14 protein-coding genes, 1 tRNA gene and 1 pseudogene are annotated in these 15,534 nt (G+C 60.2%); 11 read left to right on the top strand and 5 right to left on the bottom strand.

Annotated elements, in window-relative coordinates; all coding sequences use genetic code 11:
• Window positions 1–82, bottom strand: a pseudogene (locus tag AACS18_RS19985) (YitT family protein); the annotation flags it as partial.
• A 243-nt stretch (window positions 83–325) separates the two neighbouring features.
• Between AACS18_RS19985 and AACS18_RS19980 the strand changes: the two are divergent.
• The 5 genes from AACS18_RS19980 (at window position 326) to AACS18_RS19960 (ending at window position 4,834) form a co-directional block, all read left to right on the top strand.
• A complete protein-coding gene (locus AACS18_RS19980; protein ID WP_108613114.1) occupies window positions 326–1,705 on the top strand; it encodes a UDP-glucose dehydrogenase family protein in 1,380 nt (459 codons plus the stop codon).
• Window positions 1,702–2,715: an NAD-dependent epimerase gene (locus AACS18_RS19975; protein ID WP_108613113.1), complete on the top strand. Its 1,014-nt coding sequence runs from the start codon at window positions 1,702–1,704 to the stop codon at window positions 2,713–2,715. The genes AACS18_RS19980 and AACS18_RS19975 overlap by 4 nt, the downstream gene beginning before the upstream one ends.
• Window positions 2,716–2,825: 110 nt before the next feature.
• Window positions 2,826–3,431, top strand: coding sequence for a DUF2076 domain-containing protein (locus tag AACS18_RS19970; protein WP_108613112.1), 606 nt, complete (start codon window positions 2,826–2,828; stop codon window positions 3,429–3,431).
• Between the two features lie 204 nt (window positions 3,432–3,635).
• Complete coding sequence (locus tag AACS18_RS19965) at window positions 3,636–3,824, top strand: hypothetical protein (protein WP_108613111.1); 189 nt, start codon at window positions 3,636–3,638, stop codon at window positions 3,822–3,824.
• A gap of 155 nt (window positions 3,825–3,979) precedes the next feature.
• Window positions 3,980–4,834: a lytic transglycosylase domain-containing protein gene (locus AACS18_RS19960; RefSeq protein WP_108613110.1), complete on the top strand. Its 855-nt coding sequence runs from the start codon at window positions 3,980–3,982 to the stop codon at window positions 4,832–4,834.
• An 8-nt stretch (window positions 4,835–4,842) separates the two neighbouring features.
• Here the strand turns inward: AACS18_RS19960 and AACS18_RS19955 are convergent, their stop codons facing one another.
• Together AACS18_RS19955 and AACS18_RS19950 are read right to left on the bottom strand one after the other, a co-directional pair.
• On the bottom strand, window positions 4,843–5,406 hold the full coding sequence (locus AACS18_RS19955) for a YgjV family protein (RefSeq protein ID WP_181363338.1): 564 nt from the start codon (window positions 5,404–5,406) through the stop codon (window positions 4,843–4,845).
• 57 nt (window positions 5,407–5,463) lie between these two features.
• A complete protein-coding gene (locus tag AACS18_RS19950) occupies window positions 5,464–6,039 on the bottom strand; it encodes a Crp/Fnr family transcriptional regulator (protein WP_042031697.1) in 576 nt (191 codons plus the stop codon).
• A gap of 242 nt (window positions 6,040–6,281) precedes the next feature.
• Here AACS18_RS19950 and ettA point away from each other — a divergent pair, with 242 nt between their 5' ends.
• The 3 genes from ettA (at window position 6,282) to AACS18_RS19935 (ending at window position 9,980) form a co-directional block, all read left to right on the top strand.
• The gene (gene ettA / locus AACS18_RS19945) at window positions 6,282–7,949 is read left to right on the top strand and encodes an energy-dependent translational throttle protein EttA (RefSeq protein ID WP_005338959.1); all 1,668 of its coding nucleotides are present in this window, start codon (window positions 6,282–6,284) and stop codon (window positions 7,947–7,949) included.
• A gap of 93 nt (window positions 7,950–8,042) precedes the next feature.
• Window positions 8,043–8,372, top strand: coding sequence for a hypothetical protein (locus AACS18_RS19940; protein ID WP_005343410.1), 330 nt, complete (start codon window positions 8,043–8,045; stop codon window positions 8,370–8,372).
• 264 nt (window positions 8,373–8,636) lie between these two features.
• Window positions 8,637–9,980 carry an NCS2 family permease gene (locus tag AACS18_RS19935; RefSeq protein ID WP_005343409.1) on the top strand — a complete coding sequence of 448 codons (1,344 nt, stop codon included), beginning with the start codon at window positions 8,637–8,639 and terminating at the stop codon, window positions 9,978–9,980.
• Window positions 9,981–10,152: 172 nt separating this feature from the next.
• Here AACS18_RS19935 and gltX read toward each other — a convergent pair whose 3' ends face one another.
• Entirely contained in the window at window positions 10,153–11,568 is a 1,416-nt protein-coding gene (gltX, locus tag AACS18_RS19930; RefSeq protein ID WP_108613109.1) for a glutamate--tRNA ligase, read from the bottom strand.
• A gap of 274 nt (window positions 11,569–11,842) precedes the next feature.
• On the opposite strand from gltX, the gene AACS18_RS19925 reads away from it, so the two are divergent.
• The 3 genes from AACS18_RS19925 to AACS18_RS19915 all read left to right on the top strand — a co-directional run bounded on the left by AACS18_RS19925 (window position 11,843) and on the right by AACS18_RS19915 (window position 15,198).
• Window positions 11,843–13,945 (top strand): methyl-accepting chemotaxis protein, encoded by a 2,103-nt coding sequence (locus AACS18_RS19925; protein ID WP_181363337.1) that lies wholly within the window; start codon window positions 11,843–11,845, stop codon window positions 13,943–13,945.
• A 99-nt stretch (window positions 13,946–14,044) separates the two neighbouring features.
• Complete coding sequence (locus tag AACS18_RS19920; RefSeq protein WP_108613107.1) at window positions 14,045–14,713, top strand: LysM-like peptidoglycan-binding domain-containing protein; 669 nt, start codon at window positions 14,045–14,047, stop codon at window positions 14,711–14,713.
• Window positions 14,714–14,988: 275 nt separating this feature from the next.
• Window positions 14,989–15,198 carry a cold-shock protein gene (locus AACS18_RS19915; protein ID WP_005338972.1) on the top strand — a complete coding sequence of 70 codons (210 nt, stop codon included), beginning with the start codon at window positions 14,989–14,991 and terminating at the stop codon, window positions 15,196–15,198.
• A gap of 227 nt (window positions 15,199–15,425) precedes the next feature.
• Here the strand turns inward: AACS18_RS19915 and AACS18_RS19910 are convergent.
• A tRNA-Gly gene (locus AACS18_RS19910) sits at window positions 15,426–15,501 on the bottom strand.
• Between the last annotated feature and the right edge of the window lie 33 nt (window positions 15,502–15,534).

The raw sequence follows: 15,534 nt of genomic DNA, 5'->3' as shown, positions 1-15,534 counted from the left end.
GGGAAACAAAGCCGGCCGCCGTCAGCAGGGCCAGCACATCCTCATAAATGGGATGGGCAGTGCGAATCGAGGTGTTGTCCATAACCTGTATCCAAGCGAAGTAAAGAGAGAGTGTCTGTCGCCTGCCGTTGCGGGCGGGCTGCGAGCCCTGTCCACAGGGCTTCGTTATGGGGTCCAGTCTATTTTTTGTGAAAAGGATCACAACAGTCAGGCTGAACGCCCCATTCTGGTGCCTGTCATCTGGCATTGACACTCGCTGCACCAAGATGCAGCATGCCGCGGTTTAAGCGCGCCATCCCCCCATTCACAGCACGAGGCACTTTTCATGAAGGTCACCATTTTTGGCACAGGCTATGTCGGGCTGGTGCAGGCCGCCGTTCTGGCCGAGGTGGGCCATCAGGTCTGCTGCGTGGATGTGGATGATGAACGGATCGCCGCCCTCAGGCTGGGGCAGATCCCCTTCTATGAGCCGGGGTTGGCCCCGCTGGTCGAGAGCCATCTGGCCAGCGGCCGCCTGAGCTTCACGGTCGATCCCGCCATTGGCGTGGCACACGCCGAGCTACTGCTGATCGCCGTGGGCACCCCGGCTGACGAGGATGGCTCGGCCGACCTGCAACATGTGCTGGCGGTGGCCGACACCATAGGCCAACTGATGAGCCGCCCCAAGCTGGTGGTGATCAAGAGCACTGTACCGGTCGGCACGGCGCAGCAAGTAAGAGAACACATTGAGCAGCAGTTGGCCGAACGTGGGCTGCCCCTCACCTGCGAGGTGGCCGCCAATCCCGAGTTTCTCAAGGAGGGGGCGGCGGTCAACGACTGCATGCGGCCGGATCGCATCATCATCGGCTGTGACAGCGAGCGGGCGCTTGAGCAGTTGCGCGCCCTCTACGCCCCCTTCAACCGCAATCACGACCGGATCGTGGTGATGGATCTGCGCAGTGCCGAGCTCACCAAATACGCCGCCAACGCCATGCTGGCCACCAAGATCTCCTTTATGAACGAGATGGCTGCCCTCGCCGAACGGCTGGGGGCCGATATCGAGGCGGTGCGCCAGGGGATGGGTGCCGATCCCCGCATCGGTTACCACTTTATCTACCCGGGCTGCGGCTACGGCGGCTCCTGCTTCCCCAAGGATATCAAGTCGTTGCGCCATACCGCGGCGAGTGTCGGCTGCGACGCCCCGCTTTTAGCGGCGGTCGAGCAGGTCAACCAGCGCCAGCAACAGAAGATGGCGCAAACTCTGCTGACCCGCTTCGGGCCGGATCTGCGCGGCCGCACCTTCGCACTGTGGGGGCTGGCGTTCAAACCCGGCACCGACGACATGCGCGATGCGCCGAGCCGCCCGCTGCTGGCCGCCATCTGGGCTGCCGGTGGCCGGGTGCAGGCCTTTGATCCCAAGGCGATGGGGCGTGCCCGCCATATCTACGGCCAGCGGCCGGATCTGCTGCTCTGCCCGACTCAGGAAGCGGCACTGGAAGGGGCCGATGCCCTGCTGATCTGCACCGAGTGGCAGGCGTTTCGCGCCCCCGATTTCCAGCAGCTGAAAGCGCTGCTCAACCAGCCTGTCATCATCGATGGCCGCAACCTCTATGAGCCACGCCAGCTCAGCGAACTCGGGTTTGACTATCACGCCATCGGGCGACCACATCTTCCCGCCAAAAAGCAGCCTGCCAACACCAGCTGCAACCCGGAGACTCAACCATGATCTATCTGGTCACCGGCGTCGCCGGTTTTATCGGTTTTCATGTAGCCAGCCAGCTGTGCGCCGCTGGTCATCGGGTGGTGGGGATCGACAACCTCAACGACTACTACGAGGTGAGTCTGAAAGAGGCGCGGCTGGCCCAACTGGCCAGTTTCCCCCATTTTCAATTCGAGCGGCTGGATCTGGCGGATCGCGAGGCGATGGCGGCTCTCTTTGCCCATCATGGTTTCGAGCGGGTGATCCATCTGGGGGCGCAGGCGGGGGTGCGTTACTCCATCGACAATCCGTTCGCCTATGCCGACAGCAACCTCACCGGCGTGCTGACGGTGCTGGAGGGGTGTCGTCACCACGGGATTCAGCACCTCATCTACGCCTCCTCCAGCTCGGTCTATGGCATGGGGGATCAGATGCCCTACTCCACCGCGCAGCAGGTGGATCACCCGGTCTCCCTCTACGCCGCCACCAAGAAGAGTGGCGAGCTGATGGCCCACGCTTACTCGGCGCTCTATGGCCTGCCCACCACAGGGCTGCGCTTCTTTACCGTCTACGGCCCCTGGGGCCGCCCCGACATGGCCATCATCAAGTTCACTCGCGCCATCCTCGCGGGAGAGCCTATCGACGTCTATAACAACGGCGATCTCAGCCGCGACTTCACCTTTATCGACGACATCGTCGCGGGGATCCTCGCCGTGGCCGACCAGCCGCCCCGCCCCAAGCCCGATTGGCACGCCAGCGAGCAAAGCCCGGCCGAGAGCGCCGCGCCCTACCGCATCCTCAATATCGGTAACGGCCAGCCGGTGCGGCTGCTCGACTTTATCGAGGCTCTGGAAGAGGCCATCGGCAAACCCGCCATCAAGCGGATGCTACCGATGCAGGCAGGTGACATGCACGCCACCTGGTCCGACAGCGAACCGCTACACACCCTCACCGGTCTGCGCCCCGCTACGCCCCTCAAGCAAGGTGTTGCCGAGTTTGTCCGCTGGTATCTCGACTACTACCAGCCCGACCGCTGACGAGCGTGGGTAACCCATCAGTCATTGATGAGTTAATCAGATACCACTGATGCCCCGCGGGTTTTAGGATGGCTGAACGCACTGTCTGCGCACCATAGCGAGGATTTGAGATGCAACAACAGGAACAGGGTCTGATCGATGGACTGTTCGACCGCCTCAAGCAAGCGCAAGCCAGGGATAGCAAGCGAGACCCACAAGCGGATCAGCTGATCCGCCAGCATCTGGCAGAGCAGCCCGATGCCCCCTACTACATGGCCCAGGCGCTGCTGATCCAGCAGGCTGCCCTTACCCGCCTCAACGAGCGGGTCAAGGAGCTGGAAGCCAGCCAGAGCGCCCCAAATGGTGGCAGTTTTCTCTCCGGCCTGTTTGGTAGCGAAAGCAGCCCTCCTCCGCGCTTTACGCCGCCACCGGCAACCGCTCCTGCCCAGCTAGCACCCCGTGCCAGCTCCTTTTTGGGCGGCGCCCTGCAAACCGCCGCCGGTGTGGCCGGTGGCGTGATGCTGGCCGATATGATCGGCGGACTGTTTCACAACAATCGGCCCGAGGAGATCATCGACATCATAGAGCCTGCCCCCATTGCCAATCCGGTCGATGCGGAACCGGTGCGCTGGGACGGCTGGGATTCATCTCCCGATGTTGGCAGCAATTTTCTCGATGACGATAACCTGAGTGGCGGCTGGGCCGACAGTGACGATAACAACGGCGGTTTCTTCTGACCGTCAAACCATTACTGGCCCCGCATCTGGCGGGGCCCAACTCGATACGAAACCCATGACTATGGAAAGTGTGATGACACCACGGATCGGCAGCGGCATGACGCGATATACTCAGCGCGCTTCGTGCCACCCGGGAACAAATCCCGACCCCAGGCGCTCTGTCCGTGGCCACGCAACACCCCCATGACGACAAGGAGCCACCTCATGATCCGAACCCTGCTTTTGACCGGTGCCACCATTGCGGCCTATGCCCTGACCCAGAACCACTCTCTGCTTCCCCTGCTCAGCCTGCTGGCCCTGCTTTCGCTCTGGGTTGTCAGCGAAGTTGGCAGCTTCTATCGCACGCTTCCGCCTGCCGTGCAGGATGAGCAGGAGTATCACCACGACTTCTAACCGGATGAAAAATGGTGTGAAACTGTCGAGATGCCGTTAGCTCCATACCGTTTTGCTCTCTGAAATCCCCACGCTATAACAACAGGATCCACTGGGTTCGTGGCGATAGCAGCCATGTTCCTCTATATCTTCTGTACTCAAACAGGAGATAACCCATGAGGCACATCAGCGAAAACGGACTGTTTTTGCTACTTTTTTTGTCGTTGTTACTGGCAGGTACGCCGCAGGCGATGGCACAAGGCAGGGATTTCAGACAGGCCCCCAAGGCGCTGACGGCGATCAAGCAGGGTCAAGTGGCCCAGCAACACGGCAATCTGCAAAAAGCCATCGCTCTCTACTGTGTCGCGGCCAGCACCGGCAATCCCGAAGGTTACTTCCGGATCGGGCGTCTGCTCGCCACCGGCCCCGCCTCGGTTCGCAGCGCGAAAATGGCCAACAGCTATCTCGCCATGGCGATGCGCCTTGGCAACCAGCAGGCCAGCCGCTACTACAACCCGCGGGTCGGCAATGCCCCCATGGGCGATCAGTGCGGTGTCGGCATGCGCGGCGGACAAGGGAGTTTTTTCGCCCTGCCCAGCACACCGTTCAATGTCGAGGCCTATCTGGCACGCCAGTCACCAGGCAAACAGAAGCTGGCCACCATGCTGCGCTACGCAGCCAAGCGCCATCAGGTCGATGTGCGGCTGGTGCTGGCCATCGCCATTGCCGAATCCAACCTCGAAAGCCGCGCCGTCTCCGCCAAGAATGCGCAGGGGGTGATGCAGCTGATCCCCGAAACCCAGCAGCGTTTTGGTGTCACTCAACCCTTTGATCCGGCACAGAACATCAAGGGTGGCGTCAGTTATCTCAAGTGGCTGGATCGCCGCTTCGATGGCGACTGGGTACTGATCTCGGCAGCCTACAATGCCGGGGAAAAAGCGGTTGAGCGCTATGGCGGGATCCCACCCTATGACGAGACTCAGGAGTATGTGAAACGGGTGCTCTACTTCGCTGGCCACAAGCAGCCCTGAGCGGTAGGTCAGGAGCTCGCCCGCTCGGAAGGCGGCACACGCCTCTTTCTGCTGTCACTGTGGCGGCCACGCCCCCAATAATCGAAGCCATAGTGGCGGTAGTAACCCACCAGATTGCTAACCAGAAACAGCCCCTCCATCAGCGCGGCCACCGGTGAGCCCACCAGCAGGTTGTTGACCAGCCAGCAGAGGGTGCCGAGCAGCATCCAGCGCCGCAACAGGCGATCGTCGGGGCAAAACGCGGCCCGGGTTTGCAGCAGGCTGGCCAGCAGCCCGATCAATGAGAGTACGCCCTGATAGGTCACCAGCGCAGCCGCACAGGCCAACCCCATGAAAAACCACATCAAGATGCGGCGAACCAGCCAGATACTCACAACAAAGCGCACGCTGGCCAGCAGCAACAGGCAGGCGGCCGACCACTGCCCGAGCAGGGCAAAGTGACCGGCATTGAGCGCGCAGGAGAGGGCCAGACAGGCCAGGATCCTGCGACGATCCCGCAACTGAAACGACAACAGATCGAGCAACAAGGCCAGGCTCACCACCAGTTGCGACCACAGAAACAGCGACATCATCCACCCCTCGTCCGTCATTTGGATGGCGCAGCATGAGGGGATGGCCGGAGAGCGGCATTAACCCGTGTTAATGCGCCTGCGGATCCGTGACAGGGTGACCGGGCTGATGCCGATGTAGTTGGCGAGCTGTACTTGGGTCAGTCGTGCCGGCCAGTGGGGGAAGGTGTGGCAGAGCTCCCGATAACGCTCTTCGGGGGAGTGGAGCAGTAAAAACGCCTCCTTGCGCTCCTTGTAACCGAGCTGCTGACGCAGCAGGGCCATGCAGACCGGCTGCCAGATGGGCTCATCCAGCAGGGCGATCGGCACCCGCACCACCTGCAGCTCCGTCAACGCCTCCAGCTGATAGCGGGCAGGCGACCCGGTGAGCCAGCTGTCGTAAAGCAGGCAGAGCTCCCCCTCGAAGTAGAACTCCTTGCAGCGCTCCTGCCCATCCCGGGTGTAATGGCAGGCACGGGCGATGCCCGTTTCGATATAGAAGGCAGCCTCCTGTTCGGCCCCTTGCGCCAACAGCACCTGACCGGCGCGCAGCGTCTGCCGTGGCAAACGCTGACAGAGGGCTTCGCTCAGGGCAGCGTCCAATCCCATGGCACACAAAAAGGTGGCAAGCAGGGGGGCTTGAGGAGATGGGTTCATGACGGCTCCGGAACAAAACGGCAGCCCACATCATGCCCAAATTGCATGACTGATGCAGCAAGGCGTGACCCTGCTGGCAAAGGGGGGACATAGCCGGGTGCCACCTTTGCCCCCCCTCGTCCGTTGGTTTACAATCGACGGGTTTTTTGGAACCCGGTTGACTTGTGTCGACCTGGCCCCACCACGACATCAGTCTGTTAATGCCAAGACATTAACCTGCTGAAAAGGAAGAGAATTAGCCAATGGCTCAATTTATTTACACCATGAACCGGGTCGGCAAGGTAGTGCCGCCCAAGCGTCATATTCTCAAGAACATCTCCTTGAGCTTCTTCCCGGGCGCCAAGATCGGCGTGCTGGGTCTGAACGGCGCCGGTAAATCGACCCTGCTGCGCATCATGGCGGGCATCGATACCGAGATCGAAGGGGAAGCCCGTCCACAGCCCGGCATCAAGATCGGCTACCTGCCGCAGGAGCCGAAGCTGGAGCCGGAGCAGACCGTACGCGAAGCGGTCGAAGAGGCCGTTGGCGAAGTGAAGCGCGCCATGGCCCGTCTGGACGAGGTCTATGCGGCCTACGCCGACCCGGATGCCGACTTTGACAAGCTGGCCCGCGAACAGGGCGAGCTGGAAGCCATCATCCAGGCCCAGGGTGGCCACAACATGGAAAACCAGCTGGAGCGCGCGGCCGATGCCCTGCGCCTGCCGGCATGGGATGCCAAGATCAAACACCTCTCCGGTGGTGAGCGCCGCCGTGTGGCACTGTGCCGTCTGCTGCTGGAAAAGCCGGACATGCTGCTGCTGGACGAACCGACCAACCACCTGGATGCGGAATCCGTGGCCTGGCTGGAGCGCTTCCTGCACGACTACGAAGGCACTGTTGTAGCCATCACCCACGACCGTTACTTCCTCGACAACGTGGCAGGCTGGATCCTGGAGCTGGACCGCGGCGAAGGTATCCCGTGGGAAGGCAACTACTCCTCCTGGCTGGAGCAGAAGGACGCCCGTCTGGCGCAGGAAGCCAGTTCCGAAGCGGCCCGTCGCAAGTCCATCGAGAAAGAGCTGGAGTGGGTTCGTCAAAACCCGAAAGGGCGTCAGGCCAAGTCCAAGGCCCGTATGGCTCGCTTCGAAGAGCTCAACACCAACGACTACCAGAAGCGCAACGAGACCAACGAGCTGTTCATTCCGCCCGGACCCCGCCTCGGCGACAAGGTGGTGGAAGTGGCCAACCTGCGCAAATCCTACGGTGATCGGGTGCTGATCGACGATCTGTCGTTTGCCATTCCGAAGGGTGCCATCGTCGGCATCATCGGCCCGAACGGTGCCGGTAAGTCGACCCTGTTCCGCATGATGTCGGGTCAGGAGCAGCCGGATTCCGGCGCCATCACCCTGGGTGAAACCGTGGTGCTGGCCTCTGTCGATCAGTTCCGCGACAGCATGGATGACAAGAAGACGGTATTCGAGGAAGTCGCCGACGGTCAGGATATCCTGCGCATCGGCAACTACGAGTTCCCGAGCCGCGCCTATATCGGCCGCTTCAACTTCAAGGGTTCCGATCAGCAGAAGCGGGTTGGCGAACTCTCCGGTGGTGAGCGCGGTCGTCTGCATCTGGCCAAGCTGCTGCAGACCGGCGGCAACGTGCTGCTGCTGGATGAACCGACCAACGATCTGGATATCGAAACCCTGCGCGCCCTCGAGAACGCCCTGCTGGAGTTCCCGGGTTGTGCCATGGTCATCTCCCACGACCGCTGGTTCCTCGACCGTATCGCCACTCACATCCTGGACTATCAGGATGAGGGCAAGATCGAGTTCTTCGAAGGTAACTTTACCGAATACGAAGAGTGGAAGAAGAAGACCTACGGCGCCGAGGCGATCCAGCCCCATCGCGCCAAGTACAAGCGCATCGCCAAATAAGGCTGACTGCGTGTTGAGGGGAGCTTCGGCTCCCCTTTCTCTTGCCTTTTGACTTACAATCCTAGACGGATGCCTTTGCATGGATGTAGCACGATGACGACCCCCATAGAGAAAAAACTCACCATCCAGATCCGGGTTGAACCGGGTTGCCTCGGGCCGGATGGCAAGGAGCACATAGAGACTTTCTGTGCCGCCGCCGCCAAGATTTTTGCCGCCGTGGAGCCCGAGCTGGTGAGCTGGGTGCTGATCCCCCGCTACGACAAGCAACTACCGGAGCAGGAGTTCTTTATCGAGGGGCGCAAGCTGACCGAAGAGCAGGCAAGCCTCTTTCTGCGCCGCTTCGGCCGTGAACTGGGTGAAGTGCAAGACCGGCTCGACTCGGTACTGGCCCAGCTGGTCGAGCGCTACTTCAAAACCCTGTAAGCCCCCAATTTTCGATAAAAGGTTCTCTGCTGAGAACCTTTTTTCATGCTCAAAAAGCAAACGTTTGAATTTTTACTCTATTCATTGATCTGCTTCGCAGATCCGGGGTTTGTAAACGGCGCCGCCTGTGTAAAAATGTGCGCGCTGTCACGGTATCAGGACGAGTCTGGTTACTTAACCGCCAGAAACAGGGCAATTTACCCCGCATGGATGGGATAGCCCGTTCCCCTGCTGCTTATTTCACGTCACCTATTGGAATCCAACATGAATCAACAACACCAAGCTGCCAATCAGGCCGCCGGGCAAGGATTGCTTGAGCGCCTGTTTGCCCTGCAAGGCCATGGCACTACCGCCCGCACCGAAGTGATCGCCGGTATCACCACCTTCCTGACCATGGTCTATATCGTGTTCGTCAACCCGCAGATCCTCTCTGCGGCGGGCATGGACACCCAAGCCGTGTTCGTCACCACCTGCCTCATCGCCGGTATCGGCAGCATCCTGATGGGCCTGTTGGCCAACCTGCCGATCGCGCTGGCCCCCGCCATGGGCCTCAATGCCTTCTTCGCCTTCGTGGTGGTTGCTGGCATGGGTTACTCCTGGCAAGTGGGCATGGGCACCATCTTCTGGGGTGCCATGGGTCTGTTGATCCTCACCCTGCTGCGGGTGCGCTACTGGCTGATCGGCAACATTCCGCTCACCCTGCGGGTTGGCATCACCGCCGGTATCGGTCTGCTGATCGCCCTGCTCGGCCTGCACAACGCCGGGATCGTCGTGGCCAGCCCCGCGACTATGGTGACCGTGGGCAACCTCACCTCCCTGCCCTGCCTGCTGGGTCTGCTCGGTTTCTTCCTGATCTGCATCTTCTCCGCCCGCGGCGTCCACTCCGCCGTGCTGATCGCCATCGTGGTCACTACCGGTCTGGGCTGGCTGTTTGGCGATGTCACCTTCAAGGGCTTTGTCTCCATGCCCCCCAGCATCGAGCCAGTGTTCGGCCAGCTGGATCTGATGGGATCGCTCGATATCAGCCTCGCCGGGATCATCTTCTCCTTTATGCTGGTCAACCTGTTCGACTCCTCCGGCACCCTGATCGGCGTCACCAACCGCGCCAAGCTGGCCGATGACAAGGGCCACTTCCCGCGCATGAAACAGGCGCTGATGGTGGATAGCGTCAGTTCCGTCGGCGGCGCCTTCATGGGCACCTCCTCGGTCACCGCCTTTATCGAGAGCAGCTCCGGCGTCGCCGTCGGCGGCCGTACCGGTCTGACCGCCATCGTGGTCGGCCTGCTGTTCCTGCTGGCGATCTTCTTCTCTCCGGTCGCCGCCATGGTGCCGGCCTATGCCGCCGCTGGCGCCCTTATCTATGTGGGCGTGCTGATGTGCTCCGAGCTGACCCGGGTGAAGTGGGAAGATCTGACCGAAGCGGTACCGGCCTTTATGACCGCCGTCATGATGCCGTTCAGCTTCTCCATCACCGAGGGGATCGCCGTGGGCTTTATCTCCTACTGCGTGATGAAGGCAGGCACCGGCCGCTGGCGCGAAATCAACCCCTGCGTGCTGGTGGTTGCCCTGCTGTTCGTCCTCAAGTTCGTCTGGGTCGACAGCCACTAACTCCGGCTTCGGCCAACAAAAATGCCAGTCAGTTGACTGGCATTTTTTATCCCCGATTTACTATCGGCCTGTGCGCAGGCCATAAAAAAATCCGAAACCTGTGGTTTCGGATTTTTGCTATTCAGCATATGGCAGAACAGGGTTATCTCCTCGTCTGCCACATCGGCAGCACTTACTCGGCAGCCATACGGGCTTCGATGTAAGCAAGCGCACGGTCGATACGAGCGAGAACACGCTCTTTACCTACCAACGCCATTACGGCGTCGATGGCAGGGGACTGGCCCAGACCAGTGACGGCCACACGCAGCGGCATACCAACCTTGCCCATGCCCTGACACAGCTCAGCGGCGGTCGCTTCTATCAGCTCGTGCAGCGCTTCGGTGGTCCAGCTATCCAGTGCAGCCAGCTTGGTCTTGGCCAGAGCCAGCGGCTCGGCAGCCACGCCACGCAGGTGCTTCTTGGCTGCCGCTTCGTCGATCGCCTCAAAATCTTCGAACAGATAGCGGCTCTGGGCGGCCATCTCGACCAGGGTGTTGCAGCGCTCGGCCAGCAGGGTGACCACGTCGGCCAGCGCCGGGCCATTGCTGGTGTCGATCTTCTGGTTTTCCATGTGCCATGCCAGATGCTTGGCCACATAGGTCGGATCCAGGCTGCGCATGTAGTGGTTGTTCAGCCACAGCAACTTGTCGGTGTTGAAGGCAGAGGCGGACTTGGAGATGGCATCCAAGCTGAACAGCTTGATCATCTCGTCCAGGGTGAAGATCTCCTGATCGCCGTGGGACCAGCCCAGACGTACCAGATAGTTCAGCAGCGCTTCCGGCAGGTAGCCGTCGTCGCGGTACTGCATCACAGAAACGGCACCGTGGCGCTTGGAGAGCTTGGCGCCGTCGTCACCCAGGATCATGGAGACGTGGGCAAACTCCGGCACCGGCGCGTTCAGCGCCTTGTAGATGTTGATCTGGCGCGGGGTGTTGTTGATGTGGTCTTCACCACGCACCACATGGGTGATCTCCATGTCCCAGTCATCGACCACTACGCAGAAGTTGTAGGTCGGCGCGCCGTCGGTACGGCGGATAATCAGATCGTCCAGCTCGGTGTTGGCGAACTCGATGCGGCCACGGACGTGGTCATCGAACACCACGGAACCTTCGGTCGGGTTGCGGAAGCGGATGACGTGCGGCGCATCGGCCGGGTGATCGTGGGCGTGGTCGCGGCACTTGCCGTCGTAGCGGGGCTTCTCGCCGTTGGCCATCTGGCCTTCGCGCAGCGCTTCCAGACGCTCTTTGGAGCAGTAGCACTTGTAGGCGCGGCCATCGGCCAGCATCTCGTCGATCAGACCGTTGTAGCGATCGAAGCGCTTGGTCTGGTAGTAGGGGCCCTCATCCCAGTTCAGCTCCAGCCATTCCATGCCCTCAATGATGGCGTCGATCGCCTCCTGAGTGGAACGTTCCAGATCGGTATCCTCAATACGCAGCACGAACTCACCGCCCTGGTTCTTTGCAAACAACCAGGAATAGAGTGCGGTACGGGCACCGCCGACATGCAAAAAGCCGGTCGGGCTGGGAGCAAAACGGGTTTTGACTTTCATCTTTAAGCCTTGTGTAGAGGGCCTTGGGCCAATTCGTTAGAAAAAACCGTCGCATTTTAGCACCGACAATCACGGATGGGAAAACCATGACGCCATTGCGGGCTAAAGTAGGGGGTTAAATCTGTCGCCATTTGCATCTGTAGCCCGATATTTGAAGAGGATCGCAAAACAGAAGCCCCGTTTCCGATTTGCTATGCACAATGCTGGAGAGCTGCCTCCTCCGGTCGATACCCAAACAACGCTCACCACACTTCTCACGAACAAGGAAGAGACGATGCAGTTCCGTTCTATCCAGAATCGCATTCTAGTGATGGCCGGGATCGCCATGACCGCAGCCCTGGTCATCCTGATCCTGCTCAACCAATACTCCGGCAAACAGACCCAACAACTCACCATCAGCTCCAGCCGTGAAGCGCTGCAGCAGGAGGCATGGCAGAAGGTCAGCGCCAATGCCCGTGCCGAGGCGGCAACCATCACCCAACTTCTGCAAAAAGGGCTCTCCTACACCCAGCAGATGGCCAGCGCCCTCGCCCTGCAACAACAGGGCAAACTGCCGCTGGATCGCCAGCAAGCCACCGACCTGCTCAAGGCACAACTGGCGCTGGAGCCCCAGCTCTATGGCGCCTTCGCCGGCTTCGAGCCCAACGGTTTCGACGGTCAGGATGGCAGCTTTGCTGGCCAGAGTGCGCTCGGTAGCGACAGCAAGGGGCGCTTTGTCCCCTACTTCTATCGCGACAAGGATCAAATCGGTACCGATCTGCTGCTCTCCATTGAAAAAACCGACCCGGACGAATTCGGCAACCCGGCCAACGACTACTACGCCTGCCCGAAACGGGAAGGACGCTCCTGCCTCATCGATCCCTTCAAGGTGGATATCAACGGCCAGCAGGTGCTGGTGAGCACCATCACCACCCCCATCATGGTGGATGGTCAGTTCAAGGGGATCGCCGCGCTGGATCTGGCGGTGGACTCCATCAGCCGTCAGGCCAAGAGCCTCAACAGCAATATCTATGACGGCAAGGGCGAAACCCTGATCGTCAGCGCCGCCGGTGTCATCACCGGCACCAGCGGTGATGCCAGCCTGCTCGGCAGCAGCGCAAGTAAGGTGCTGGGCAACCAGTGGCAGCAGTACCTGAAACCGGAAGTTCAGCGTCAGGAGCTGGACGAGTCATTCCGTATTTCCGTCCCCATCATGGTACCGGGAATGAGCCGCAACTGGGCCATCATCGTCACCCTGCCCTACAAGGTGGTACTGGCGGGGGCCGATCAGCTGGAGAGCCAGCTCAATGAGATGAACCGGGCCGCGGTGACCCAGCAATTGGTGGGCGCCGTTATCGTACTGGTGCTGGCGCTGGCCACCATGCTGGTGATTGCACGCAGCATCACAGGCCCCATCCGTCAGATGGTCAGCCTGGTGGATGACATCGCCGATGGTGAAGGGGATCTCACCAAACGCCTCACGACCCGCTCGGTGGATGAGCTGGGGGATCTCGCCAAGGGGATCAACCGCTTTATCGACAAACTGCAGGGGCTGCTCGGGGATGTGCTCAAGACTGCCAGCGAGGTGAACCGCTACGCCGGTGACACCGATCGCATTGCCGGTCAGACCGACAACAATCTGCAGCATCATCAGGCCGAGATGGAGCAGATGCTGACCGCGGTACAGGAGATGTCCTACGTCAGTCAGGAGGTCGCCACCCACGCCAACAATACCGCCGACTCGGCCAAACAGGCGCAAAGCGCTGCCGATCAGGGCAAGGAGCGCTTCCAGCAGGTGATCCAGTCGATGCACAAGGTCGCGGCAGAAGCCGGTAAAGGGGCCGAAGTGGTGGAAGGGTTGGCTCACGACAGCGCCCAGATCACCAGCATCCTCACCGTCATTCAGGGGATTGCCGACCAGACCAACCTGCTGGCCCTCAACGCCGCCATCGAGGCTGCCCGGGCTGGCGAACAGGGCCGCGGCTTTGCGGTAGTCGCCGACGAGGTGCGCAAACTGGCGGGCAATACCCAGCAGGCGGTACAGAACACCCAGGAGTTGATAGAGAAGATCCGCCTCAGCTCCACCAATGCAGTCAACGCCATCACCCAGAGCCAGCAGCTGACCCATCAAGCGGTGGGCGAGGCGGATCTGGCGGAAGAGGCGCTTGGCAGCATCTACCAGGCCATCTCCACCATCAACGACATGACCTATCAGATCGCCTCCGCCGCCGAAGAGCAGAGCTCGGTCTCAGAAACCGTCTCCGGCAACCTGTCAAAAACCAACGCACTGGCCAACGACATTGCTCAGGATGCGACCGAAACGGCCAAAGCCAGTCAGGCATTACGTCAGGCGGCCGACAAATTGCAGCAATTATTGGGTCAATTTCGTCTCAGCTGATAATTTTCCGCATCAGGACTCTCCCCCTCGGGGGCGAGTCCGTTTACCATAGGCGACGAATTTGCCTGATGGCAGGCAATGTAGTGAGAGGTAAATGCCGTGCCCACCCCGGACCGTCGCCCACGAGGCCATAACAGACGAGCCCAGCAGCGTCGCCAAGACGAATCACAAGGATCCCTGCTCCATCGCATCAATGCCGCGACCCTGTCCCTGCGCCAACGTTTTGGCCAAGGGATGAGCAACCTCGGCCAACGCCGCCAGGATGCCAAAGCAGGCAAATTCAAGCTGTCCAGCCCGCTGCCCCGCAAAAACACCATAGGTCTGCTGATCCTGATCCCGCTCTGGTTGCTGGTACTGGCCTGGGAGCCGGCACCATCCGCTCCCAAAGCAGCCCCTTCCGGCTCGCTGGAAGTGCCGCTGGCCGTACCTGCTCAAGCTCTAACTGTCGGTAATGGCGCGGCAGGCCGTGCCCCCGCGGCAGCCAAGCCGGCCGAAGAGAAGGTCAACGGTACCTGGCTGCAACACGATGTGCAGGCGGGTGAGACCCTCTACTCCATCTGGCGCAAATTCGAGTTGCCGGGTGCCGAGCTGAGCCGCCTGATCGCAATCGAGGGACCGGATCGCCCCCTGACCCGCCTGCAATCGGGCCGTTCTATCTTCATCCTGGTGGACGACACCCGCCGCATCCAGCGGGTGGAGATCCGCTCCTACGGTCAGGCGGTTTACCGCTACGACCGGCAGGGCGAAGGGTTCGCCCTCAAGGAATAACAAAAACGGGAGGCGCAGGCCTCCCGTTTTTTTTCAGTCAAATATCTTCAAATAAGCTACTGACTTCACAATATTTTTAGCTTGTTCAAAAAACGAAAGGGGTCAAATTGACAAGGATCGGCGCTAACGTACAATCGTTTGTGCTTTAGACAGGGATTGTTCTACGTGCTACTGGGACAAAGAGACGTGGTCAGTCATGAGCCAACCCCTGCTTGCAAGGCAAATGCAGCCCAGCACGGGCTTAGTTTCATTTTGTTATTGATAGGATTTAGCACATGTCTGACATTCGCACCGGCCAGGTAAAATGGTTCAACGAAACCAAGGGTTTTGGCTTTATTGAACAATCCCAGGGTCCGGACGTATTCGTTCACTTCTCCTCCATCCAGAGCACCGGTTTCAAAACCCTGGCTGAAGGTCAAAAAGTCCAGTTCACTGTGACCCAGGGCAAAAAAGGCCCTCAGGCTGAAAACGTTACTCTGGTCTAAGCCCGCGCCAGTGAATCATGCAGGAGGAGCCAAGGCCCCTCCTCTTTTTTGCCCGCAATTCTCGCCTCCCACCACCTGTTACAACCGCTTGCCTCGATCAGCCCACAGAGCCCCCCCTGTTTACAGAAGGCGGCGGAGACACGCTGAGTAGACGCCAGATACGACAAAGCATCGCAGCGCGATGTGAAGGGCAATTCAAAGGGATTATGAAAACTTCGAAGAGAGATTGGAGCGGGAAACGAGACTCGAACTCGCGACCCCGACCTTGGCAAGGTCGTGCTCTACCAACTGAGCTATTCCCGCATCGGGCTGGTTTGCACCAGTGTCATCATCAGA

This window comes from Aeromonas sp. HMWF015, from assembly GCF_963878965.1.
GTDB lineage: Bacteria > Pseudomonadota > Gammaproteobacteria > Enterobacterales > Aeromonadaceae > Aeromonas > Aeromonas veronii.
The sequence above is the reverse complement of the archived record's forward strand: the minus strand, read 5'-3'. Positions and strand labels throughout refer to the sequence as shown.

Bases quoted from the DNA above. Each gene is read 5' to 3' on its own strand.
- AACS18_RS19940 (WP_005343410.1), top strand. From the start codon at position 8,043: ATGACGACCCCCATAGAGAAAAAACTCACCATCCAGATCCGGGTTGAA.
- AACS18_RS19955 (WP_181363338.1), bottom strand. From the start codon at position 5,406: ATGATGTCGCTGTTTCTGTGGTCGCAACTGGTGGTGAGCCTGGCCTTG.
- gltX (WP_108613109.1), bottom strand. From the start codon at position 11,568: ATGAAAGTCAAAACCCGTTTTGCTCCCAGCCCGACCGGCTTTTTGCAT.
- AACS18_RS19960 (WP_108613110.1), top strand. From the start codon at position 3,980: ATGAGGCACATCAGCGAAAACGGACTGTTTTTGCTACTTTTTTTGTCG.
- AACS18_RS19975 (WP_108613113.1), top strand. From the start codon at position 1,702: ATGATCTATCTGGTCACCGGCGTCGCCGGTTTTATCGGTTTTCATGTA.
- AACS18_RS19950 (WP_042031697.1), bottom strand. From the start codon at position 6,039: ATGAACCCATCTCCTCAAGCCCCCCTGCTTGCCACCTTTTTGTGTGCC.
- AACS18_RS19970 (WP_108613112.1), top strand. From the start codon at position 2,826: ATGCAACAACAGGAACAGGGTCTGATCGATGGACTGTTCGACCGCCTC.
- AACS18_RS19980 (WP_108613114.1), top strand. From the start codon at position 326: ATGAAGGTCACCATTTTTGGCACAGGCTATGTCGGGCTGGTGCAGGCC.
- AACS18_RS19935 (WP_005343409.1), top strand. From the start codon at position 8,637: ATGAATCAACAACACCAAGCTGCCAATCAGGCCGCCGGGCAAGGATTG.
- AACS18_RS19915 (WP_005338972.1), top strand. From the start codon at position 14,989: ATGTCTGACATTCGCACCGGCCAGGTAAAATGGTTCAACGAAACCAAG.
- AACS18_RS19925 (WP_181363337.1), top strand. From the start codon at position 11,843: ATGCAGTTCCGTTCTATCCAGAATCGCATTCTAGTGATGGCCGGGATC.
- AACS18_RS19965 (WP_108613111.1), top strand. From the start codon at position 3,636: ATGATCCGAACCCTGCTTTTGACCGGTGCCACCATTGCGGCCTATGCC.
- ettA (WP_005338959.1), top strand. From the start codon at position 6,282: ATGGCTCAATTTATTTACACCATGAACCGGGTCGGCAAGGTAGTGCCG.